Annotated in this window: 16 protein-coding genes and 1 pseudogene; 15 read left to right on the top strand and 2 right to left on the bottom strand. The window is 70.2% G+C overall.

The genetic code is table 11. The annotated features are described in order from the left end of the window. A pseudogene (locus tag Z052_RS10330) lies at nt 1-358 on the bottom strand (TIGR01177 family methyltransferase); the annotation flags it as partial. A gap of 84 nt (nt 359-442) precedes the next feature. Here Z052_RS10330 and Z052_RS10325 point away from each other — a divergent pair. Both Z052_RS10325 and Z052_RS10320 read left to right on the top strand, forming a co-directional pair. Continuing rightward, a complete protein-coding gene (locus Z052_RS10325; protein WP_049932128.1) occupies nt 443-1003 on the top strand; it encodes a TATA-box-binding protein in 561 nt (186 codons plus the stop codon). 93 nt (nt 1004-1096) lie between these two features. Beyond that, nucleotides 1097-1456, top strand: a complete 360-nt coding sequence (locus tag Z052_RS10320) for a hypothetical protein (protein ID WP_049932127.1) — start codon at nt 1097-1099, stop codon at nt 1454-1456. Nucleotides 1457-1511: 55 nt separating this feature from the next. Here Z052_RS10320 and Z052_RS10315 read toward each other — a convergent pair whose 3' ends face one another. Further along, the gene (locus Z052_RS10315) at nt 1512-3728 is read right to left on the bottom strand and encodes an ATP-dependent DNA helicase (protein ID WP_094552649.1); all 2217 of its coding nucleotides are present in this window, start codon (nt 3726-3728) and stop codon (nt 1512-1514) included. A 148-nt stretch (nt 3729-3876) separates the two neighbouring features. Here Z052_RS10315 and Z052_RS10310 point away from each other — a divergent pair, with 148 nt between their 5' ends. From Z052_RS10310 to Z052_RS10255, 13 genes are all read left to right on the top strand, one after another. Beyond that, the gene (locus tag Z052_RS10310; RefSeq protein ID WP_089308480.1) at nt 3877-4377 is read left to right on the top strand and encodes an ACT domain-containing protein; all 501 of its coding nucleotides are present in this window, start codon (nt 3877-3879) and stop codon (nt 4375-4377) included. Between the two features lie 182 nt (nt 4378-4559). Next, nucleotides 4560-5591 carry a DNA repair and recombination protein RadA gene (gene radA, locus Z052_RS10305; protein WP_049932122.1) on the top strand — a complete coding sequence of 344 codons (1032 nt, stop codon included), beginning with the start codon at nt 4560-4562 and terminating at the stop codon, nt 5589-5591. A gap of 495 nt (nt 5592-6086) precedes the next feature. Beyond that, on the top strand, nt 6087-7814 hold the full coding sequence (locus Z052_RS10300; RefSeq protein ID WP_176454938.1) for an ammonium transporter: 1728 nt from the start codon (nt 6087-6089) through the stop codon (nt 7812-7814). A gap of 111 nt (nt 7815-7925) precedes the next feature. After that, entirely contained in the window at nt 7926-9263 is a 1338-nt protein-coding gene (locus tag Z052_RS10295; protein ID WP_086216037.1) for a glutamate-1-semialdehyde 2,1-aminomutase, read from the top strand. A 360-nt stretch (nt 9264-9623) separates the two neighbouring features. Beyond that, a complete protein-coding gene (locus Z052_RS10290) occupies nt 9624-10865 on the top strand; it encodes an argininosuccinate synthase (RefSeq protein WP_094579748.1) in 1242 nt (413 codons plus the stop codon). Beyond that, a complete protein-coding gene (gene argH, locus Z052_RS10285; protein WP_049932118.1) occupies nt 10866-12374 on the top strand; it encodes an argininosuccinate lyase in 1509 nt (502 codons plus the stop codon). It abuts the gene before it with no gap. After that, complete coding sequence (locus tag Z052_RS20220) at nt 12371-12535, top strand: hypothetical protein (RefSeq protein WP_158228679.1); 165 nt, start codon at nt 12371-12373, stop codon at nt 12533-12535. Before argH ends, Z052_RS20220 begins: the two co-directional genes overlap by 4 nt. Nucleotides 12536-12667: 132 nt before the next feature. Further along, nucleotides 12668-12856 (top strand): lysine biosynthesis protein LysW, encoded by a 189-nt coding sequence (gene lysW / locus Z052_RS10280; protein ID WP_049932116.1) that lies wholly within the window; start codon nt 12668-12670, stop codon nt 12854-12856. Nucleotides 12857-12935: 79 nt separating this feature from the next. Beyond that, nucleotides 12936-13877, top strand: a complete 942-nt coding sequence (gene lysX, locus Z052_RS10275) for a lysine biosynthesis protein LysX (RefSeq protein WP_099289011.1) — start codon at nt 12936-12938, stop codon at nt 13875-13877. Continuing rightward, entirely contained in the window at nt 13874-14950 is a 1077-nt protein-coding gene (gene argC, locus Z052_RS10270) for an N-acetyl-gamma-glutamyl-phosphate reductase (protein ID WP_094519691.1), read from the top strand. Before lysX ends, argC begins: the two co-directional genes overlap by 4 nt. Next, nucleotides 14947-15915: an acetylglutamate/acetylaminoadipate kinase gene (locus Z052_RS10265; RefSeq protein WP_099289010.1), complete on the top strand. Its 969-nt coding sequence runs from the start codon at nt 14947-14949 to the stop codon at nt 15913-15915. The genes argC and Z052_RS10265 overlap by 4 nt, the downstream gene beginning before the upstream one ends. Beyond that, nucleotides 15912-17039, top strand: a complete 1128-nt coding sequence (locus Z052_RS10260) for an aspartate aminotransferase family protein (protein ID WP_049932109.1) — start codon at nt 15912-15914, stop codon at nt 17037-17039. The genes Z052_RS10265 and Z052_RS10260 overlap by 4 nt, the downstream gene beginning before the upstream one ends. Then, on the top strand, nt 17039-18220 hold the full coding sequence (locus Z052_RS10255; RefSeq protein WP_086216042.1) for a [LysW]-lysine hydrolase: 1182 nt from the start codon (nt 17039-17041) through the stop codon (nt 18218-18220). Before Z052_RS10260 ends, Z052_RS10255 begins: the two co-directional genes overlap by 1 nt. The last annotated feature ends 34 nt before the right edge of the window (nt 18221-18254 follow it).

The following is an 18254-nucleotide window of genomic DNA, read 5'->3' as shown; positions in this document are numbered from 1 at the left end:
CGGGGTCGTCGAGGTCGACGTCGAACCCGCGGTCGACGAGGACGCTCCCGAGTTCGCGCTCGACCGCCTCGGTGGAGACTCCCGACGTTCCCCGGACGTCGCGGGCGCGGACCGCCACGCTTCCGGAGCGGTCGAGCGGCGCGGCGCGGAGCGCGGCGACCGCGGCGTCGACGTCGGCGTCCGTCCGCGCGACCGCATCGTGGGCGGCGCGCGTGTACGCGAGGCGCCGGACGTGCGCGCCGTCGATCCCGCCGGTCCGAGCGATCCCCGGCGCGAGGAGGTCGACGCCGGTCGCCGCGGTCGCCGCTTCGCGGGCGGCGAAGGCGTCGGTCTCGCCGGCGAGTTCGAGCCAGTACACGCCGACCGCTCCGCGCGGCGACGGCAATAGCGTGGCGGTTCCGACCAGCCACCTTTTTAAGTCGTTCGGGCGAGGATGGAGGTAATGAGGGCCGACCCGAAGGAGACGATCACCGTCGAAAACGTCGTCGCTTCCACGGGGATCGGGCAGGAACTCGATCTCCAGAGCGTCGCGATGGACCTCGAGGGCGCCGACTACGACCCCGAGCAGTTCCCCGGGCTCGTCTACCGCACCACGGACCCGAAGTCGGCCGCCCTGATCTTCCGCTCCGGGAAGATCGTCTGTACGGGCGCGAACTCGGTCGAGGCGGTCCACGAGAGCCTCGACATCGTGTTCGCGGAGCTCCGCGCGCTCCAGATCCCGATCGAGGACCCGGAGGTCACCGTCCAGAACATCGTCACGTCGGCCGACCTCGGCGAGAGCCTGAACCTGAACGCGATCGCGATCGGGCTCGGCTTGGAACACATCGAGTACGAGCCGGAGCAGTTCCCCGGGCTCGTCTACCGGCTCGACGAGCCGGAGGTCGTCGCGCTGCTCTTCGGCAGCGGGAAAGTGGTCGTCACCGGCGGCACGAGCCCCGCCGACGCCGAGGCAGCCGTCGACGTGATCGTCGAGGAGCTGAACGGCCTCGGGCTGTTGGACTGACGCGGTGAGCCCGCGATCGAGACGGGGCCGCGATGCGGCGACACCGCGACCGCGTTCCGCGATCACTTTTACCCGTCGCCGCGTATGGCGACCATGCTCTTACAGACGGTGACGCCGGTCTCCGTGCTCGGGACGACCGTCCTGTTGGCGCTGTTCCTCTGTCTCACCGCGCACGTCGCGGCCCGGAACGTCCTCGGCGACGCCGACCCGCGGCGGGCCCTCTACATCGGCCCGCTGCCCGCGGTGATCAGCGTCGCCGGCAACGGGCTCGAACTCCCCGGGGGGCTCATCCTCCTCGCGGCGCTCCTCGTCGACGGGACGATGTTCTGGTGGAGCTACGAGCAGCCGCGGCGGGCGGTCGCCGCGATGACGCTGATCCACGCCGTGGTCACGACGCTGCTGGCCGGGCTCCTGATATTGGTCTCGATCCTGCTCGCGTCGATGCCCGGATAGGACGGCCGGAAGTGACGTCGAGGCGAGCGCCCGCGAGCGGGACCGCGCGCCCGCGTCACGGCGACGGCGGCGGGCCGTCGTACGCGTCGTGGTCCTGATAGAAGTTCAGCATCGCGAACTTCAGCTTCGCGGGGTCGACGTCGAGCAGCTCCTCGCGCTCCTCGGGCGGGAACGCGGACCGGACCGAGTACTTCCCCATGTCGGCGGTCGTGTAGCGCCGGTCCGCGAGGATCCGGACGCCGTAGTCGTCGGGGCCGCGGATCACTCGGCCGAGCGCCTGTCGCGTCTTGCGGATCGTCGGGACCTCGACCGCGTACGTCCACCCCGGGTCGCGGGCGCGGTCGCGGTCCGCGAACGCGCGGTCGTAGGCGTCCTGGACCGCCTCCGTGCGGTCCGAGAGGTGCGGGTACGGGACGCCCACGACGACGACCGTCCGGGCGTCGTCGCCGTCGAAGCTCACGCCCTCACCGAGCGTCCCCCACAGCGAGGTGAACAGCGCGGCGCCGTCGCTCTCGACGAACTCGCTGCGGAGCCGCTCCTCGTCCTCGCCCGGCCCGTCGAGGTGGATCGGACCGAGGTCGACGGCGTCCGCCGCGGCGCCGCCGGCGGCGCTTCCGCCCCCGCTCGGCCCAGCGAGCCGCTCGTGGTAGCGCTCGGCCTCGGCGTACGACGGGAAGAAGGCGAGCGTGTTGCCCGGGGTAAAGCGGATTGCGTCGCGGAGCAGCGACGACACGGCCTCCTGCGTCTCCGGGTCGTTTCGGTCGGCGGCGAACAGCGGCGGCACGTCGGCGGCGAACGTCCGGCGGTTCGCCTCGGGGTACCCCATGTCGTAGGCCATCGAGGCGACGTCCTCCAGCCCCAGCACGTCCTCGGTCACGTCGAACGGGCGCAGCGTCGCGCTCATCAGGACCGAGGCGGCCACCTCGTCGAACAGCTCGCTCGTGACGCTCCGCGGGATACAGGTGTACAGCTCCGCCCGGCCGTACACCTCGTCGGTGCCGCCGTCGCGCCGGACGGAGAGCACGGGATACTGGCCGAACTCCGCGCCCTCGTCCATCCACGTCGAGACGAACCGGGCGGCCGCGAGCGTCTGCGACTCCGACCGGGTGGTCGCCTCCCCGTCCCGGTAGCGGCGCTCGTACTCCTCGTCTATCGCCTGGCCGAGCTGGACGGCGAGCTCGGTCTCCGCGTCGATCCCCGTCCCCTCGTAGTTGCGGAGAAACGCGAGCGTGAGGTCGTCGCGGCGGTCGTCGTTGGCGACCGCAATGTCCTCCCAGTTCTCCGTCACGGACTCGGAGCCGCCGAAGCCGAGCGCGTCCTCGTACGTCTCGACGAGGGCGTCGCGGAAGGCGCGGAGGACGTTCTCGGCGGGCTCCGCGCGGGAGTCGTCGCTGTCGGCCACCTCGTCTAAGGCGGCGTCGAGCGTGTTCTCCGTCAGCGTTCGGGTGGCGTGGTCGCGGGCGGCGTTCTCGATGTTGTGCGCTTCGTCGAACACGGTGATTATCTCGCTCGGGTCGCGGTCGATCCACCGGAAGAACTGCTCGCGGATGTTCGGGTCGAGCAGGTGGTGGTAGTTACAAACGACCAGGTCGACCCCCTCCATCCCCTTCTTCAGCAGCTCGTAGCCGCACAGCGCGCGCTCGTCGGCGTACTCGTACACGTCGTCGGGGGTGCGGACGTCCTCGAAGAGCCACCCGAAGAAGTCGTCCGTGTCGCGGGTGAGATTGTTGCGGTAGTGTTCGCAGACGTTCGCGGCGTCGTACTCCTCCATCTCCGCCTCCAGCTCGTCGAGTTCGTCCATGACCGACTCGCGGGCCTCGGCGGCGCCCGTATCGCCCTCGCGGCTCTCGGCCAGCAGCTCGCGCTGTCGCGACTCCAGCTCGCGGACCTCGCTCTCCGTCTCGACCATCTCGCGGGTGGTGTCGCGGAGGGTCTGACACTCCTGGTAGTCGACGTCGATGTGGCACATCGACGACTTCCCCTTGAACACGACCGCGCGGATGGGTTCTTCGCGCGTGATCGCGCGGGCGTCCTCGACGAACTGCCGCATCTGCTGGTGGACGTTGGTCGTGATGACGACCGTGCGGTCGTGCTCGCGCGCGTGTTCCAGCGCGGGCACGAGCGCCGAGAGGGTCTTCCCGGTCCCGGGCGCCCCCTCGAACAGCACGTCCTGTCCGCGGTCCAGCGCGTTGGCGACCCGGTCCATCGCCTCGCGCTGGTTCGGGTACGGCTCCTCGTACGGGAAGAACCGCAGGTGCGGCGACTCTGACACGGGGTGGAGTTCGGCGGCGTCGGCTAAAAGGGGTCGGGTGGCGGGGCGGAAGTGGTCCGGGCCGGCGGGGTCGCCAGACGACCGCGACGCGACCGGCCGCGACGCACCCGCCTTTTTAACGCCCGGCCGCGACCACTCCCGACAACGAATGTTCGACGAGATCCTCGAGAAGTTCGAGGGGTCACCCAGCCAGCAGGCGGTGATCCGGCTGTTCTTGGAGCGCGGCTTCTCCGTCAACGAGGAGGGGCGGGTCGTCTCCGGCGGGATCGAGATCCCCTACACCGGCATCGCGCGCGAGCTCGACGTGGACCGGCGCGTCGTGGACTCGACGACCGACGCGATCCTGGCCGACCCCGAGCTGAAGCGCATCTTCACCAACATCTCGTCGGTCCCGAGCCTGATGGACCTCGCCCCGGTCCTCGACCTGACGGTGCTCACCATCGAGGTCGCGGCCGCCGACGAGGCCGGGATCGTCGCCGAGGTAACGGGGATCCTGGCCGACCGCGGCGTCTCGATCCGGCAGGTGCTGAGCGAGGACCCCGAGTTCACCGACGACCCGAAGCTGTACGTGATCACCGACGCCGAGCTGTCGGGCGACCTGCTCGTGGAGATCCGCGACCTCGGGTACGTCCGCCGCGTCGGCTTCTGAGGACCCGACCGCCGGGTCGCCCCTGACCCCTCGACCAGTTTCACCGCGCGACAGAGCGGGCCGCTCCGACGAACGCTTTCGAGAGATAGCGAACCGCGACCGAGCGGTGACGCTCGGCGAACTTCACTTTCACTCGGGTGTAAACCAGTCTTTATACGGGATGGCAAACAAGTACTGTGTACATGCCTGAAGACGAACTCGAGGACCTCCCCGGCGTCGGCCCGGCAACCGCGGACAAGCTCGTGGACAACGGATTCGAGAGTTACCAGTCGATCGCCGTCGCGAGCCCCGGCGAGATGTCGAACACGGCCGACATCGGCGAGTCGTCCGCCGCCGACATCATCAACGCCGCCCGCGACGCCGCCGACGTCGGCGGCTTCGAGACCGGCGCGAGCGTGCTGGAGCGCCGCCAGGAGATCGGCAAGCTCTCCTGGCAGATCGACGAGGTGGACGACCTGCTCGGCGGCGGCATCGAGACGCAGTCGATCACGGAGGTGTACGGCGAGTTCGGGTCCGGGAAGTCGCAGGTCACCCATCAGATGGCGGTCAACGTCCAGCTAGAGCCGGAGAACGGCGGCCTCGACGGCGGCTGTATCTTCGTCGACTCCGAGGACACGTTCCGACCGGAGCGGATCGACGACATGGTCCGCGGGCTCGACGACGAGATCCTCGCCGACGAGATGGAGCGCCGCGAGATCGAGGGGACGCCCTCGGACGAGGAGGCGCTCGAAGAGCTCGTCGAAGCGTTCCTCGACCAGATCCACGTCGCGAAGGCGTTCAACTCCAACCACCAGATCCTGCTCGCCGAGAAGGCGAAGGAGCTGGCCGGCGAACACGAGGAGACGGAATGGCCGATCCGGATCGTCTGCGTCGACTCCCTCACCGCGCACTTCCGCGCGGAGTACGTCGGTCGGGGCGAGCTTGCGGATCGCCAGCAGAAGCTCAACAAACACCTCCACGACCTGATGCGGATCGGCGACCTGTTCAACACCGCCATCCTCGTCACGAACCAGGTCGCGTCGAATCCCGACTCGTACTTCGGCGACCCGACGCAGGCGATCGGCGGCAACATCCTCGGACACGCCTCCACGTTCCGGATGTACCTCCGCAAGTCGAAGGGCGACAAGCGGATCGTCCGCCTCGTCGACGCGCCGAACCTCGCCGACGGCGAGGCCGTGATGCGCGTCCAGAACGAGGGTCTGAAGCCGGAATAACGGTGTTTCCGGGACATCGGTCGGCAGAGAGGGCAGTCTGACACCGCCGAGATATCGATTCCGTCGAGGGACCGCGAGACGGGTTGACAAACGTCTACTTCTGCCGACGAGGCCGGAACGACCCGAATTCGGGACGGAGAGCCCGTGCGACGCCCAAGCGCGGGACGGCGGCGCGGCAATACTCGCCAGAGGGGACCGCGCCCGCCCCGAGAGCGCCGCTCGGCGACGGGTCACGCCGAAATAGATAGCTGAGCTACACAACGACCGTCGAGTTCGAGCGCAACAATTGCGGCGGAACCGCGAGAAAAACGTCCTTATATTCCATAGCCACGTCCTTATATCGGACGACCGCCGTATTATCAACCGTGTTTTTTGTGAAACTCAACTCTAACGTTTATGTATAGGCGTTCCCGGGAATCGAAACGTGATTCAGCACATGAACACGAGCGAAGCACGGTTTGAATCGGACGAGCGTTCAGTAGAGGTGGATGAATTGTGACGGGCGGCGTCCTCGCCACGATCGATCCGAGCACGTTCGCGTCCGCGATGAACGGGACGTGGATCCTCGTCGTGACGTTCCTCATCTTCTTCATGCACGCCGGCTTCGCCATGCTGGAGGCCGGGCAGGTGCGGTCGAAGAACGTCGCCAACCAGCTGACGAAGAACCTCCTGACGTGGAGCGTCGGGGTGGCGGTGTTCTTCCTCATCGGCACGGCGTTCACGAGCCTCGTGAACGGGTCGTCGGGGATCGCCTCCGCCGCGGGATCGCTGTACTCCGGCGGCGAACTCGCCGTCGAGTCGGGCGTGGTCGGTCCCTACGTCAACTGGCTCTACGGCGCGGTGTTCGCGATGACCGCAGCGACGATCGTCTCCGGGGCGGTCGCGGGTCGCGCGAAGCTCCGCGCGTACGTCACCTACACGTTCCTCCTGGCCGCGGTCATCTACCCGATGGTCATCGCCTTCACGTGGTCGGCCTCCGGTGACGGGCTCGTCGCACAGCTGACGGGCACCGCGTTCCACGACTTCGCCGGCGGCATGATCGTCCACGGCATGGGCGGCATCGCGGGCCTCACGGCCGCGGCCATCCTCGGGCCGCGGATGGACCGCTACGGGAAGGACGGCTCGACGAACGTCATCCCCGGTCACTCGCTGACGTTCGCCGTGCTGGGGACGCTCGTCCTCGCGTTCGGCTGGTACGGCTTCAACGTCGGCACGGCGTCGGTGGTCAGCGGCGGCGTGTTCAACACGCTGACGCTCAACCTCGTCGCGATGGGGACGACGATCGCGATGGCGTCCGGCGGGATCGGCGCCGCGCTCGTCGTCTGGGCGAAGACCGGGAAGGTCGACACCCTCTACGTCGCCAACGGCCTGCTCGCCGGGCTCGTCGGCATCACCGCAATCCCCGACACCACGGCATGGTGGGGCGCCGTCGTCGTCGGCGGGCTCGCCGGCGCGCAGCTCCCGATCGTCTTCGAGTTCGTCTCGGACAACCTGAAGATCGACGACGTCTGCGCGGTGTTCCCGGTTCACGGGAGTGCTGGCGTTCTCGGGACGCTCCTCTTCCCGTTCGTCGCCGCACCGGGTCAGCTCAGCGCGGGCATCGGCGCCCACTTCGTCGCTCAGCTCGTCGGCGTGGTCATCATCGGCGGCTGGACGATCACCGCAACCGGTGCGGTCTGGTACGTGCTCAAGCTCGCCGGCGAGGCGCGCGTCACCGCCGAGCACGAACAGGAGGGCCTCGACATCTCCGAACACGGCGTCGAGACCTACCCCGAGTTCGGCGGCGACCGCGTCGCGACCGACGGCGGCCCGTCGGTGATCGACACGACCGAGTCCGATGGGGAGTCTCCCCGGGCCGACGGCGGCGCGGCGGCCGGCACGGACATCAAGATGGTCACGGCGGTCGTCCGCCCCGACAAGCTCGGAGACATCAAGCAGGCGCTCGCGGAGATCAACGCCCCCTCGCTGACGGTGACGAACGTCTCCGGTCGCGGCAGCCAGCCCGCGAAGAAGGGCCAGTGGCGCGGCGAGGAGTTCACCGTCGATCTCCACCAGAAGGTGAAAGTCGAGGTCGTCGTGGCCGACATCCCGGCCGACGAGGTCGCGGACGCCATCGCCGACGCCGCGAAGACCGGCGAGGCCGGCGACGGCAAGGTGTTCATCATGCCGGTGGAGGACGCGCTCCAAGTCCGCACCGGTGCGACCGGAACGGAGGCGGTGTAGCGACGCTCCCGGCGGGCAGACACCGCGCACGGATCGACGGACGGACTTTTTTCGGGCGGGCGTGACGGCGGTTCGGCAACTACTTTCAGCCCGCCGACCCAACCGGTCGGTATGAACCACGAGCGCTCGCGCGAGTTGTACGACCGCGCGCTGTCGGTCATGCCGGGCGGCGTCAACTCTTCGGTCCGGGCGACGATGCCGCACCCGTTCTTCGTCGAGCGCGGCGACGGCGGCCACGTGATCGACGCCGACGGGAACCGCTACGTCGACTGGGTGATGGGGTACGGCCCCCTCCTTTACGGCCACGACCTGCCCGACCCGGTGGAGGCGGCGGTCCAGTCGCACGTCGCGGAGGGACCGATGTACGGCGCGCCCACGGAGATCGAGGTCGAACACGCCGAGTTCGTGGCGCGGCACGTCCCGAGCGTCGAGTCGATCCGCTTCGTCAACTCCGGCACGGAGGCGACCGTCTCGGCGGTCCGACTGGCGCGCGGCCACACCGACCGCGACAAGATCGTCGTGATGCGGGGCGGCTACCACGGCGCGCAGGAGTCGACGCTCGTGGAAGGGTCGCCGGGCGACGCGCACCCGTCGACGGCGGGGATCCCGGAGGCGTTCGCCGAGCACACCCTGCCGATCCCGTTCAACGACCCGCAGGCGGCGAAGGAGGTGTTCGCGGAACACGGCGACGAGATCGCGGCCGTCCTCGTCGAGCCGATACTCGCCAACAAGGGGATCGTGATGCCCGTCGACGGCTACCACGAGACGCTGCGGGACCTCTGTGACGACCACGGCTCGCTACTGATCTTCGACGAGGTGATCACCGGGTTCCGGGTGGGCGGCCTCGGCTGCGCCCAGTCGAAGTTCGGCGTCACCCCCGACGTGACGACGTTCGGGAAGATCATCGGCGGCGGCTTCCCGGTCGGCGCGATCGGCGGGAAAGCGGAGATCATCGAGGGGTTCACGCCCGCTGGCGAGGTGTTCCAGTCCGGCACCTTCTCCGGGCACCCGGTGACGATGGCCGCCGGGAAGGCCGGGCTGGAGTACGCGGCCGAAAACGACGTGTACGAGCACGTCAACCGCCTCGGTCGGCAGCTCCGGGAGGGGATCGCCGAGATCTGCGCCGAGCGCGCGCCGGAGTACACCGTCGTCGGCACCGACTCGATGTTCAAGACGGTGTTCACCCGCGAGGCGCCGGACGACGTCGACGCCTGTTGCGCGGGCGGCTGTCGGCAGGACCCGGACTGCGCCCGGTACGACTCGTGTCCAAAGACGGGCGCCGACGTGGCCGACGCTGCGACCGACCGCTGGGAGCGGGTGTTCTGGCAGAAGATGAAAGACCGAGGCGTGTTCCTCACCGCGAACCAGTACGAGTGTCAGTTCACCTCCTACGCGCACACGGAGGAGGACGTCGAGACGACGCTCGAAGCGTACCGCGAGGCGCTGTAGACCGGGCGACCGGCGATCTCCGGGCCGTCCGGCAAACCTTGCGCGCGCCGGGCGGTGCGGAACAGTTTTATATCGGAGATCGGTACATACACGCGATGACCGCAGTGGCTCGTCTCGACGCCGCCCTTCTCCGAGGCCGACGAGCCCTGCGACCGCGACGAGACGTCCGACCGCCGCGACCGGCTTCCGGCGCGGCGCGACGACGAGGCCCTTCGGGCCAGTAATCTTCATCCCTCGTCGCGTTCGCGCCGTTCCGTTCCGGAGAGTCTCGACTATCGTCACCGCGAGCGGCCGCGCTGTCTTTTTCTTACAATCTCGAAACCGCTGAATTTAAGACCGTAGGCCGGGTGTACTCTGGTAATGACGAGCGTTGTACTCGCGTTCAGCGGGGGACTCGACACCACGGTCTGCGTACCGCTGCTGAAAGAGGAGTACGGCTACGACGAGGTCATCGGCGTGAACGTCGACGTCGGCCAGCCCACCGAGGAGTTCGACGAGGCCGAGGAGACCGCCGAGGCGCTGGGGCTCGACATCCACGTCGTCGACGCGAAGGATGAGTTCGCGGACCTCTGTTTCGACGCGGTGAAGTCCAACGCCAGCTATCAGGGCTACCCGCTCGGGACCGCCCTCGCGCGCCCGGTCATCGCCGAGGCGATCCTCGGCGTCGCCGAGGAGCAGGGCTGTGACGCCATCGCCCACGGCTGTACGGGGAAGGGGAACGACCAGCTCCGGTTCGAGGCCGTCTGGCGCGGCTCCGATCTTGAAGTGATCGCCCCCGTGCGCGAACTCGGCCTCACCCGCGAGTGGGAGATCGACTACGCCGCGGAGAAGGACCTGCCCGTCGAGGCCGGCGACGGCGGCGTCTGGTCCATCGACGAGAACATCTGGTCGCGCGCGGTCGAGGGCGGGAAGCTGGAGAACCCGAACTACGAGCCGCCGGAGGACATCTACGAGTGGACCGCCGAGCCGGAGGGCGAGACCACCATCGAGGTGACGTTCGAGGAGGGGATCCCCGTCGCCGTCGACGGCGAGGCGATGGACCCCGTGCCGCTCATCCAGCACCTCAACGAGCACGCCGGGGGGTACGGCGTCGGCCGCACCGACGTGATGGAGGACCGCATGCTCGGGCTGAAGGTGCGGGAGAACTACGAGCACCCGGCCGCGACGGTCCTGCTGACGGCCCACCAGGCACTCGAAGATCTCGTCCTGACGAAGAACGAGCGCTCGTTCAAGAAGGGGATCGAGCAGGAGTGGTCGGAGAAGGCGTACGAGGGGCTCGTGTTCGCGCCCGTCGTCGACGCGCTGAACGCCTTCGTCGACGAGACGCAGGACGTGGTGACCGGCACGGCGACCGTGAAGGTGTCCGGCGGCGACTGCCGCGTCGTCGCCCGCGACTCCGAGTACGCCGTCTACTCCGAGGAGATGGCCTCATTCAACACCGAGGACGTCGCCGGCATCGCCCAGTCGGACGCGACGGGCGTCGCGAAGTACCACGGACTCCAGGAGCGCCTCGCCAACGACGTGAAGGCGAGCGTCTCGAAGCCCGAGCTCGCGACGGACGGGTCCGGCGAGACGGACGGGTCCGACGCGGACGATAACTAGATGACCGACGACGATCCCGACGCGAGCGACGCGGACGAGGCGGCCGGCGGTGACGACACCGCCGTCCGGCGCGAGCGCTTCAGCGGCGGACCCGCCCGCGAGTTCCTGTCGAGCCTCGCGGCCGACGCCGCAATCTTCGAGGCGGACCTCGCCGTCGACCGGGCGCACACGGTGATGCTCGCCGAACAAGGGATCGTCGACGGCGGGGTCGCGGGCGAGATACTCGCCGCGCTCGACGAGGTGGAGGCCGCCGGCCACGGCGCGCTCCCGGACGGCGAGGACGTCCACGAGGCGATCGAGACCGCCGTCATCGACCGGGTCGGCCCGGACGGCGGCCGGATGCACACCGCCCGCTCGCGCAACGACGAGGTGGCGACGTGTATCCGGTACCGGCTGCGCGAGGACCTGCTCGACGCCGCCGAGGCGACCGTCGCCGCCCGGGAGGCGCTCGTTGAGGTCGCCGAGGAACACGCGGAGACGGTGATGCCGGGGTACACCCACCTCCAGCCGGCACAGCCGACGACGGTCGCGCATTACCTGCTGTCGTACGAGGGCGGGCTCGCGCGCGACACGGAGCGGCTCCTGGACGCGTACGACCGCGTCAACCGGTCGCCGCTCGGCGCGGCCGCGTTCGCCGGGACGCCGTTCGACGTCGACCGCGACCGGACCGCGGAGCTGCTCGGCTTCGACGGGACGGTCCGCAACTCGATGGACGCCGCCTCGGCGCGCGACTTCCTCGCGGAGACGGCGACGGCGCTCGCGACGCTCGCGACGACGCTATCGGGGCTCGCCGAGGACCTGATCGTTTTCTCGAACAAGGGGGTCCTCGAGCTGGCGGACGCGTACGCCTCGACCTCGTCGATCATGCCCCAGAAGAAGAACCCCGACACGCTGGAGCTGACCCGCGGCGTCGCGGGCGACGCGATCGGGGAGGCGACCGGTACGTTGAGCCTCCTGAAGGGGCTGCCGCGGGCGTACAACCGCGACCTCCAGCGCGCCCACGCGAGCGTCTTCGATATCGCCGGCGACGTGCGCGAAGCGACCGAGATCGCTGCGGGCGCGGTCGCGACCGCCGAGTGGGACGCGGACGCGCTCGCGGCCGCCGCGGGCGAGGGGTTCTCGACGGCCACGGGGGTCGCCGACCTGCTCGCGATGGCGGGCCTCCCGTTCCGGACCGCCCACGAGATCGTCGCGAGCGCCGCCCCCGCGGTCGGAGACGGCGACGACCCAGCGACCGCCGCCGCAAAAGTTGACGAGGCCGCACAGGCGGTACTGGGCGAGTCCCTCTTCGAGCGCGTGTCCCGCGACGAGGTGGAACGCGTCCTCGATCCGGCCGCGAGCGTCGCGAGCCGCGACTCCGCGGGCGGCCCCGCGCCGGAGGCGGTCGCGGCGGACCTGACGGCCGCGACCGCAGGGATCGACGCGGACGCGACGGCGCTCGACGACCGCCGCGAGGCGCTGGCGGCGGCGGCCGAGGCGCTCGACGCGGAGGTGGCGACGTATGAGTGATCGTGGGACCGACCGCGGTGGTCGCCGCGGGCGGACACCGAACCGGCCGCCGCCGCCGAACCGACCGCCGCAGCCGGACCGACTGCGACGACCGCCGCGACCGGGGGTCGACCGACGACCCCCGGTCGCGAACTCGTCTCCGCGAGGGGACGAACAAGTAACTAGGATCTGATAGTCCGGTTCGTCCGGGCGCTTTCGGCCGCTTTCGAACCGATAGCCGGTGCTTTGGCTAGTGTATATTTTTTGGTAAGTTCGGAAGATTTATGGTATCGAGTCACCCAGAGTGGAGTACGATGACAAGCGACACTGACACGCTGACCGCGGAGGACCCGATCGCGGGCGAAGAAATCGAGATCCCGGCCGACGTGGAGGTCGGCGAGATCATCGACAGTCCGGTCACGGGGACCGAGCTGGAGGTCATCTCGCTCGACCCGGTCGTCTTGGAGGAGGCGCCAGAGCTCGAGGAGGACTGGGGCGAGTAGATGGTGACGACCGCCGCGGCCGCGACACCCGAGTGGTCGACATGCGCGTGAACACCGACCCGAACGGAGGGGAATCGACGTGCGCGTAGGCGTCCTCTACTCGCGGATCCGGAAAGACGAGAAGCTCCTGCTCGGCGAGCTCCGCGAGCGGGGCCACGACGTGGCGAAGATCGACGTGCGCAAGGAGCGGTTCGGCCTGGACTCGACGACGGCCGCCGTCGACGACCTCGACCTCGTGGTCGACCGCTGCCTGTCGACGAGCCGGTCGCTGTACGCGACGCGGTTCCTCGACAGCTACGGCGTCCCCGTGGTGAACGGCCCGGAGACGGGCGACGTCTGCGCCGACAAGGCGAAGAACTCGCTCGCGCTCGCCGAGGCGGACGTGCCGACCCCGGCGACGGAGGTCGCGTTCACGACGGAGGCCGCCCTAGAGGCGATCGAGTCGTTCGGCTACCCGTGCGTCCTCAAGCCCGTGACCGGCTCGTGGGGGCGGCTGATGGCGAAGATCGACTCGCGGAACGCCGCCGAAGCAATCTTGGAACACAAGGAGACGCTCGGCCACTACGAGCACAAGGTGTTCTACGTCCAGGAGTTCGTCGACAAGCCCGGCCGCGATATCCGCGTGCTGGCGGTCGACGGCGAGCCGGTCGCGGCGATGACGCGCTCCTCGGACCACTGGCTCACGAACGCCGCGAAGGGCGGCGAGACGGAGCCGTTCGAGCTCGACGAACACGCGACCGAACTCGTCGAGAAGGCCTCGGAGGCCGTCGGCGGCGGTATGCTCGGCGTCGACCTGATGGAGGTGGGAGTCGAGGCGGAATCGGACACCGCCGAGACCGGCGTCGGCGCAGACGGCGACGGCGCGGCCGACGACTATACCGTCCACGAGGTGAACCACACCGTCGAGTTCAAGGCGCTCGACGCGGCCACCGACGTCGACGTCCCGTCGCGGGTCGTCGACTGGCTGGAGGCGAAGGCGACCGAGCTGGCCGACGGAGCCGTCGCGGGGGCCGACGCGTGACCGTAGACGCCGAGGACAGCGGCGCGGCCGCCGACGCCTACACCGCCAGCGTCGTCGGCGGCACCGGGTTCACCGGCGGCGAGCTGCTGCGGCTCCTCGCCGGCCATCCGAACTTCGAGGTCGTCCAGGCGACTTCGCGGTCGGCCGACAACATGACCGTCGGGCGCTCGCACCCGAACCTGCGCGGGCTCGACCTTCGCTTCTCGGACCCCGAAGACCTCGAATCGGTCGACGTGCTGTTCGCGGCGACGCCGCACGGCGTCTCGATGGAACGCATCGACGAGTTCACCGAGGCCGCCGACACCGTGGTCGACCTCTCGGCGGACTTCCGGCTCCCCGAGGCCGACGCCTACGACGAGTGGTACGACGGGCACGAGTCGCCGGAGTACTTGGAGCGTGCGGAGTACGCGCTCCCGGAGATCAACCGCGGGAACCTCCCCGGCGCCGACCTGATCGCCGGCGGGGGCTGTAACGCGACCGCGACGATCCTCGGGCTGAAGCCCCTCGTCGACGCCGGCGCGCTCGGTCCCGAGAGCGGCGAGGTCGTCGTCGACGTGAAGGTCGGCTCTTCGGAGGGCGGCGCGGGCGGCGGCGCGGCCTCCTCGCACCCGGAGCGCTCGGGCGTCGTGCGCCCGTACGCCCCGACCGGCCACCGCCACGAGGCGGAGATAGAGGCGTACATCGGACTCTCCGTCTCCTTCACGGTCCACGCGGTCGACATGGTCCGCGGCGCGAGCGCGACGTGTCACGTCTTCCCCGACGAGCCGGTCTCGAAGGGGGACCTCTGGGGCGCGTACCGCGACGCCTACGCGGACGAACCGTTCGAGCGGATCGTCTCGGGCGGGGGCGGCGTCTACCGCTACCCCGAGCCGAAGGCGGTCGCCGGGACGAACCACGGCGAGGTCGGCTTCGAGCTCGACCCCGGCAACCGCCGTGTGGTCGTCTTCTCGGCGATCGACAACATGATGAAAGGCTCCGCCGGGCAGGCGGTCCACGCGGCGAACGTCGCCCTCGGACTGCCCGAGACGGCGGGCCTCGAGTTCGACGGGCTCCACCCGGTGGGTGCGCCGTGACGGGGAGTGGTTCCGAACCGGCGGCCGAGCCGCCCGTCGTCGTCAAGGTCGGCGGCGCGAAGGCGGTCGACCCGGCCGGCGCGGTCGGCGACGTCGCGCACCTCGCGGCCAACGGGCGCCCCGTCGTCGTCGTCCACGGCGGCTCGACGGTCGTCGACGAGACGCTCGAACGGCTCGGCATCGAGCCCGACTACGTCGAGTCCGCCTCGGGCGTCACCGGGCGGTTCACCGACGCGGAGACGATGGAGGCGTTCGCGATGGCGATGGCCGGCAAGCTCAACACCGAACTGACGGCACAGTTCCGCTCGGCCGGAGTCGACGCGGTCGGCCTCTCCGGGGTCGACGGCGGCCTCCTCGCCGGGCCGCGTAAGTCCGCGGTCCGCGTCGTCGAGGACGGGAAGCGGAAGATCCGGCGCGGCGACCACTCCGGGCGGATCGAGTCGGTGAACGCCGACCTCCTCGCCGGCCTCCTCGACGGCGGCTACACGCCGGTCGTCTCGCCGCCGATGGCGGGCGACGAGGGCGACGGCGAGGTGACGGCGGTCAACGCCGACGCCGACCGCGCGGCCGCGGCGGTCGCGGGCGCGCTCGACGCCGACCTCGTCCTCCTGACCGACGTGGCGGGCGTGTACGCCGACCCGGACGACCCCGAGACGCGCATCGACGCGGCCGCGACGCCCGACGAGTTGGCGGCCGTCGAGGACGCGGCCGAGGGGTTCATGGGCAAGAAGGTGATGGCCGCGAGGGAGGCGCTCGAAGGCGGAGCGGGCCGCGTCGTGATCGCGGACGCCAACGTCCGCGACCCGGTCGTCGCCGCGCTCGGCGGCGAGGGGACGACAATCGAGCGGGCGGCGCTCGGCGGCGACGGAACAGCGGGGGGAGACGACGAGGCGGCGGACGGCCAAACCGGAGAGGCGGACGGCGACAGCGGACCCGCCGAGCCCGACGGAGGTGAGACCGCGTGAGCGGCTTCGTCTTCTCGGAGAAGCCGATCGGGATCGCCTCGGGAGATGGGGTACACCTCACCGACACGAACGGCACGGAGTACCTCGACTTCGGGGCCAGCTACGCCTGTACGCCGGTCGGCCACTGCCACCCGGAGGTCGTCGACGCCGCGACGAGCCAACTGGAGGAGCTGCTGTACGTCCAGGCGTCGTACCCGCACGCGGCGCGGACGGCGCTGTACGAGCGGTTGGCCGAGGTCGCGCCCGTCGACGTCGACAACGTCTGGCTCTGTAACTCCGGGACGGAGGCGAACGAGGCCGCGCTGAAGTTCGCCCGGCACGCGACGGGCCGCGAGAAGATAATCGCGACCACGCAGGGGTTCCACGGCCGGACGATGGGGACCCTCGCGACGACGTGGAAGGACAAGTACAAGGACGGGTTCGGCCCGCTCGCGGGCGGCGTCGAGTTCGTCGAGTACGGCGACGCCGAGGCGATGCGCGAGGCGGTCGACGAGGACACCGCCGCGGTCATCTTGGAGCCGCTCCAGGGCGAGGGCGGGATCAACCCCGTCCCGACCGAGTACCTTCAGGCTGTCCGCGTCGCGACCGCCACCTCCGGCGCGGCGATGATCCTCGACGAGATCCAGACCGGGCTCGGGCGCACCGGAGACATGTGGGCCGCCGACCGCCACGACGTGGTACCGGACATCCTCACGACCGCGAAGGGGCTCGGCAGCGGGCTCCCGATCGGCGCGACGCTGTGTCGCGACTGGATCGCCGAGGACTCGGGCGATCACGGCTCGACGTTCTCCGGCGGGCCCGTGGTGTCGGCCGCGGCGGGCGCCACCCTCGACGTGATCGAGCGCGAGGACCTCCCGGCCCACGCCGAGGCGGTCGGGAACTACCTCCGCAGCGAGCTCCGCGACCGCCTCGGCGACGACGTGCGCGACGTGCGCGGCGACGGGCTGATGGTCGGGATCGAGGTGCGCCGCGGGTCGAACCGCCTGCTGCGCGACCTCGCCATCGACCACCAGATCCTCGCGCTGCCGGCGGGGCGGACCGTGCTGCGCCTGCTGCCGCCGCTGACGATCGAGCGCGAGCACGCCGACGCCGTCGTCGACGCGATAGCCGAGGTGGTCGGCTGATGGCGGCCGGCAAGGAACAGGATCGGGAGGGCGGCGAGGCGGCCGACGACGCCGCGGCCGGCGGCACCGACGTCGTCGCCGGCGGCGGCTACCCCGCGGCCTGCGACACGCCGGCCCGGAAGCTGCTGTACGACATGGTCTCGATCCCCTCGCCGTCGCGCAACGAGGAGCGGGCGGCCGAGCGCCTCGTCGACTTCTTCGAGGCGAACGGCCGGGAGGCGTGGATCGACGAGGTCGGCAACGTCCGCGCCCCGGCGAACGACGCCGTGCTCCTCACCTCGCACGTCGACACCGTCCCCGGCGACATCCCTGTCGAGGTGCGGCCCGCGCCGTCCGAGGGCGAGCTGCCGGAGCCCTCCGACGTCCGCGTCGGCGACCCCGGCGACCCCGTGTTGTGGGGTCGCGGGTCAGTCGACGCGACCGGACCGCTCGTCTCGATGGCGGTCGCCGCGGTGAAGACCGGCGTCTCCTTCGCGGGCGTCGTCCGCGAGGAGGTCGACTCCGGCGGCGCGCGCCACCTCATCGGCGACCGCGACGCGCCGGAGGCGGTGGTCAACGGCGAGCCGTCGGGCTGGCAGGGGATCACGCTCGGCTACCGCGGCCTGCTCGAGGGGACGTACGTGAACACCAGCGAGTCGGGCCACTCCTCGCGGCCGGAGCCGAACGCGATCCAGCACGCGATCGACTGGTGGCACGGCGTCGAGGAGGCGTTCACGCCGGACGACGCGGAGACCGCCGTGTTCGACCAGGTGACGACCAAGCCCATCTCGGTCGACGGCGGCCTGAGCGACGACGGCCTCGCCGTGGAGGCGACAGTGGACGTCCAGCTGCGGATCCCGCCGTCGCGGCCGGTCGACGAGATCCACGAGCTCGCGGAGGCGGAGCTGTCGACCGGCACCGTCCGCTGGGGCGAGCCGATGCCGCCCGTGATGGAGAGTCCGCGGACCGACCTCGCGCGGGCGTTCCGCGTCGCGATCCGGTCCGCGGGCGGCGACGTGCGCCTGCTCCGGAAGACCGGCACGAGCGACATGAACCTCTTCGCGGCCGCGTGGGACTGCCCGATGGTCACCTACGGGCCCGGGAACTCCGACCTCGACCACGCGCCCGACGAGCGGCTCCCGCTACCCGACCTCGACCGCGCCGTGCGCGTGCTGACCGAGGTCTGCCGCGAGCGACTGTAACCCGACGCACCTCCCCGAAACCGACTGTTTTCGA

The sequence above is a fragment of the Halorubrum sp. C191 genome (genome assembly GCF_002727095.1).
In the GTDB taxonomy this organism is placed as follows: Archaea; Halobacteriota; Halobacteria; order Halobacteriales; family Haloferacaceae; genus Halorubrum; species Halorubrum ezzemoulense.
Note: the sequence above shows the minus strand (reverse complement) of the source record. Positions and strands in the feature narration are given on the sequence as shown.

Coding starts and splice junctions, on each gene's coding strand:
- Z052_RS10325 (WP_049932128.1), top strand. CDS start 443: ATGAGGGCCGACCCGAAGGAGACGATCACCGTCGAAAACGTCGTCGCT.
- Z052_RS10320 (WP_049932127.1), top strand. CDS start 1,097: ATGCTCTTACAGACGGTGACGCCGGTCTCCGTGCTCGGGACGACCGTC.
- Z052_RS10310 (WP_089308480.1), top strand. CDS start 3,877: ATGTTCGACGAGATCCTCGAGAAGTTCGAGGGGTCACCCAGCCAGCAG.
- radA (WP_049932122.1), top strand. CDS start 4,560: ATGCCTGAAGACGAACTCGAGGACCTCCCCGGCGTCGGCCCGGCAACC.
- Z052_RS10295 (WP_086216037.1), top strand. CDS start 7,926: ATGAACCACGAGCGCTCGCGCGAGTTGTACGACCGCGCGCTGTCGGTC.
- Z052_RS10290 (WP_094579748.1), top strand. CDS start 9,624: ATGACGAGCGTTGTACTCGCGTTCAGCGGGGGACTCGACACCACGGTC.
- argH (WP_049932118.1), top strand. CDS start 10,866: ATGACCGACGACGATCCCGACGCGAGCGACGCGGACGAGGCGGCCGGC.
- lysW (WP_049932116.1), top strand. CDS start 12,668: ATGACAAGCGACACTGACACGCTGACCGCGGAGGACCCGATCGCGGGC.
- Z052_RS10255 (WP_086216042.1), top strand. CDS start 17,039: ATGGCGGCCGGCAAGGAACAGGATCGGGAGGGCGGCGAGGCGGCCGAC.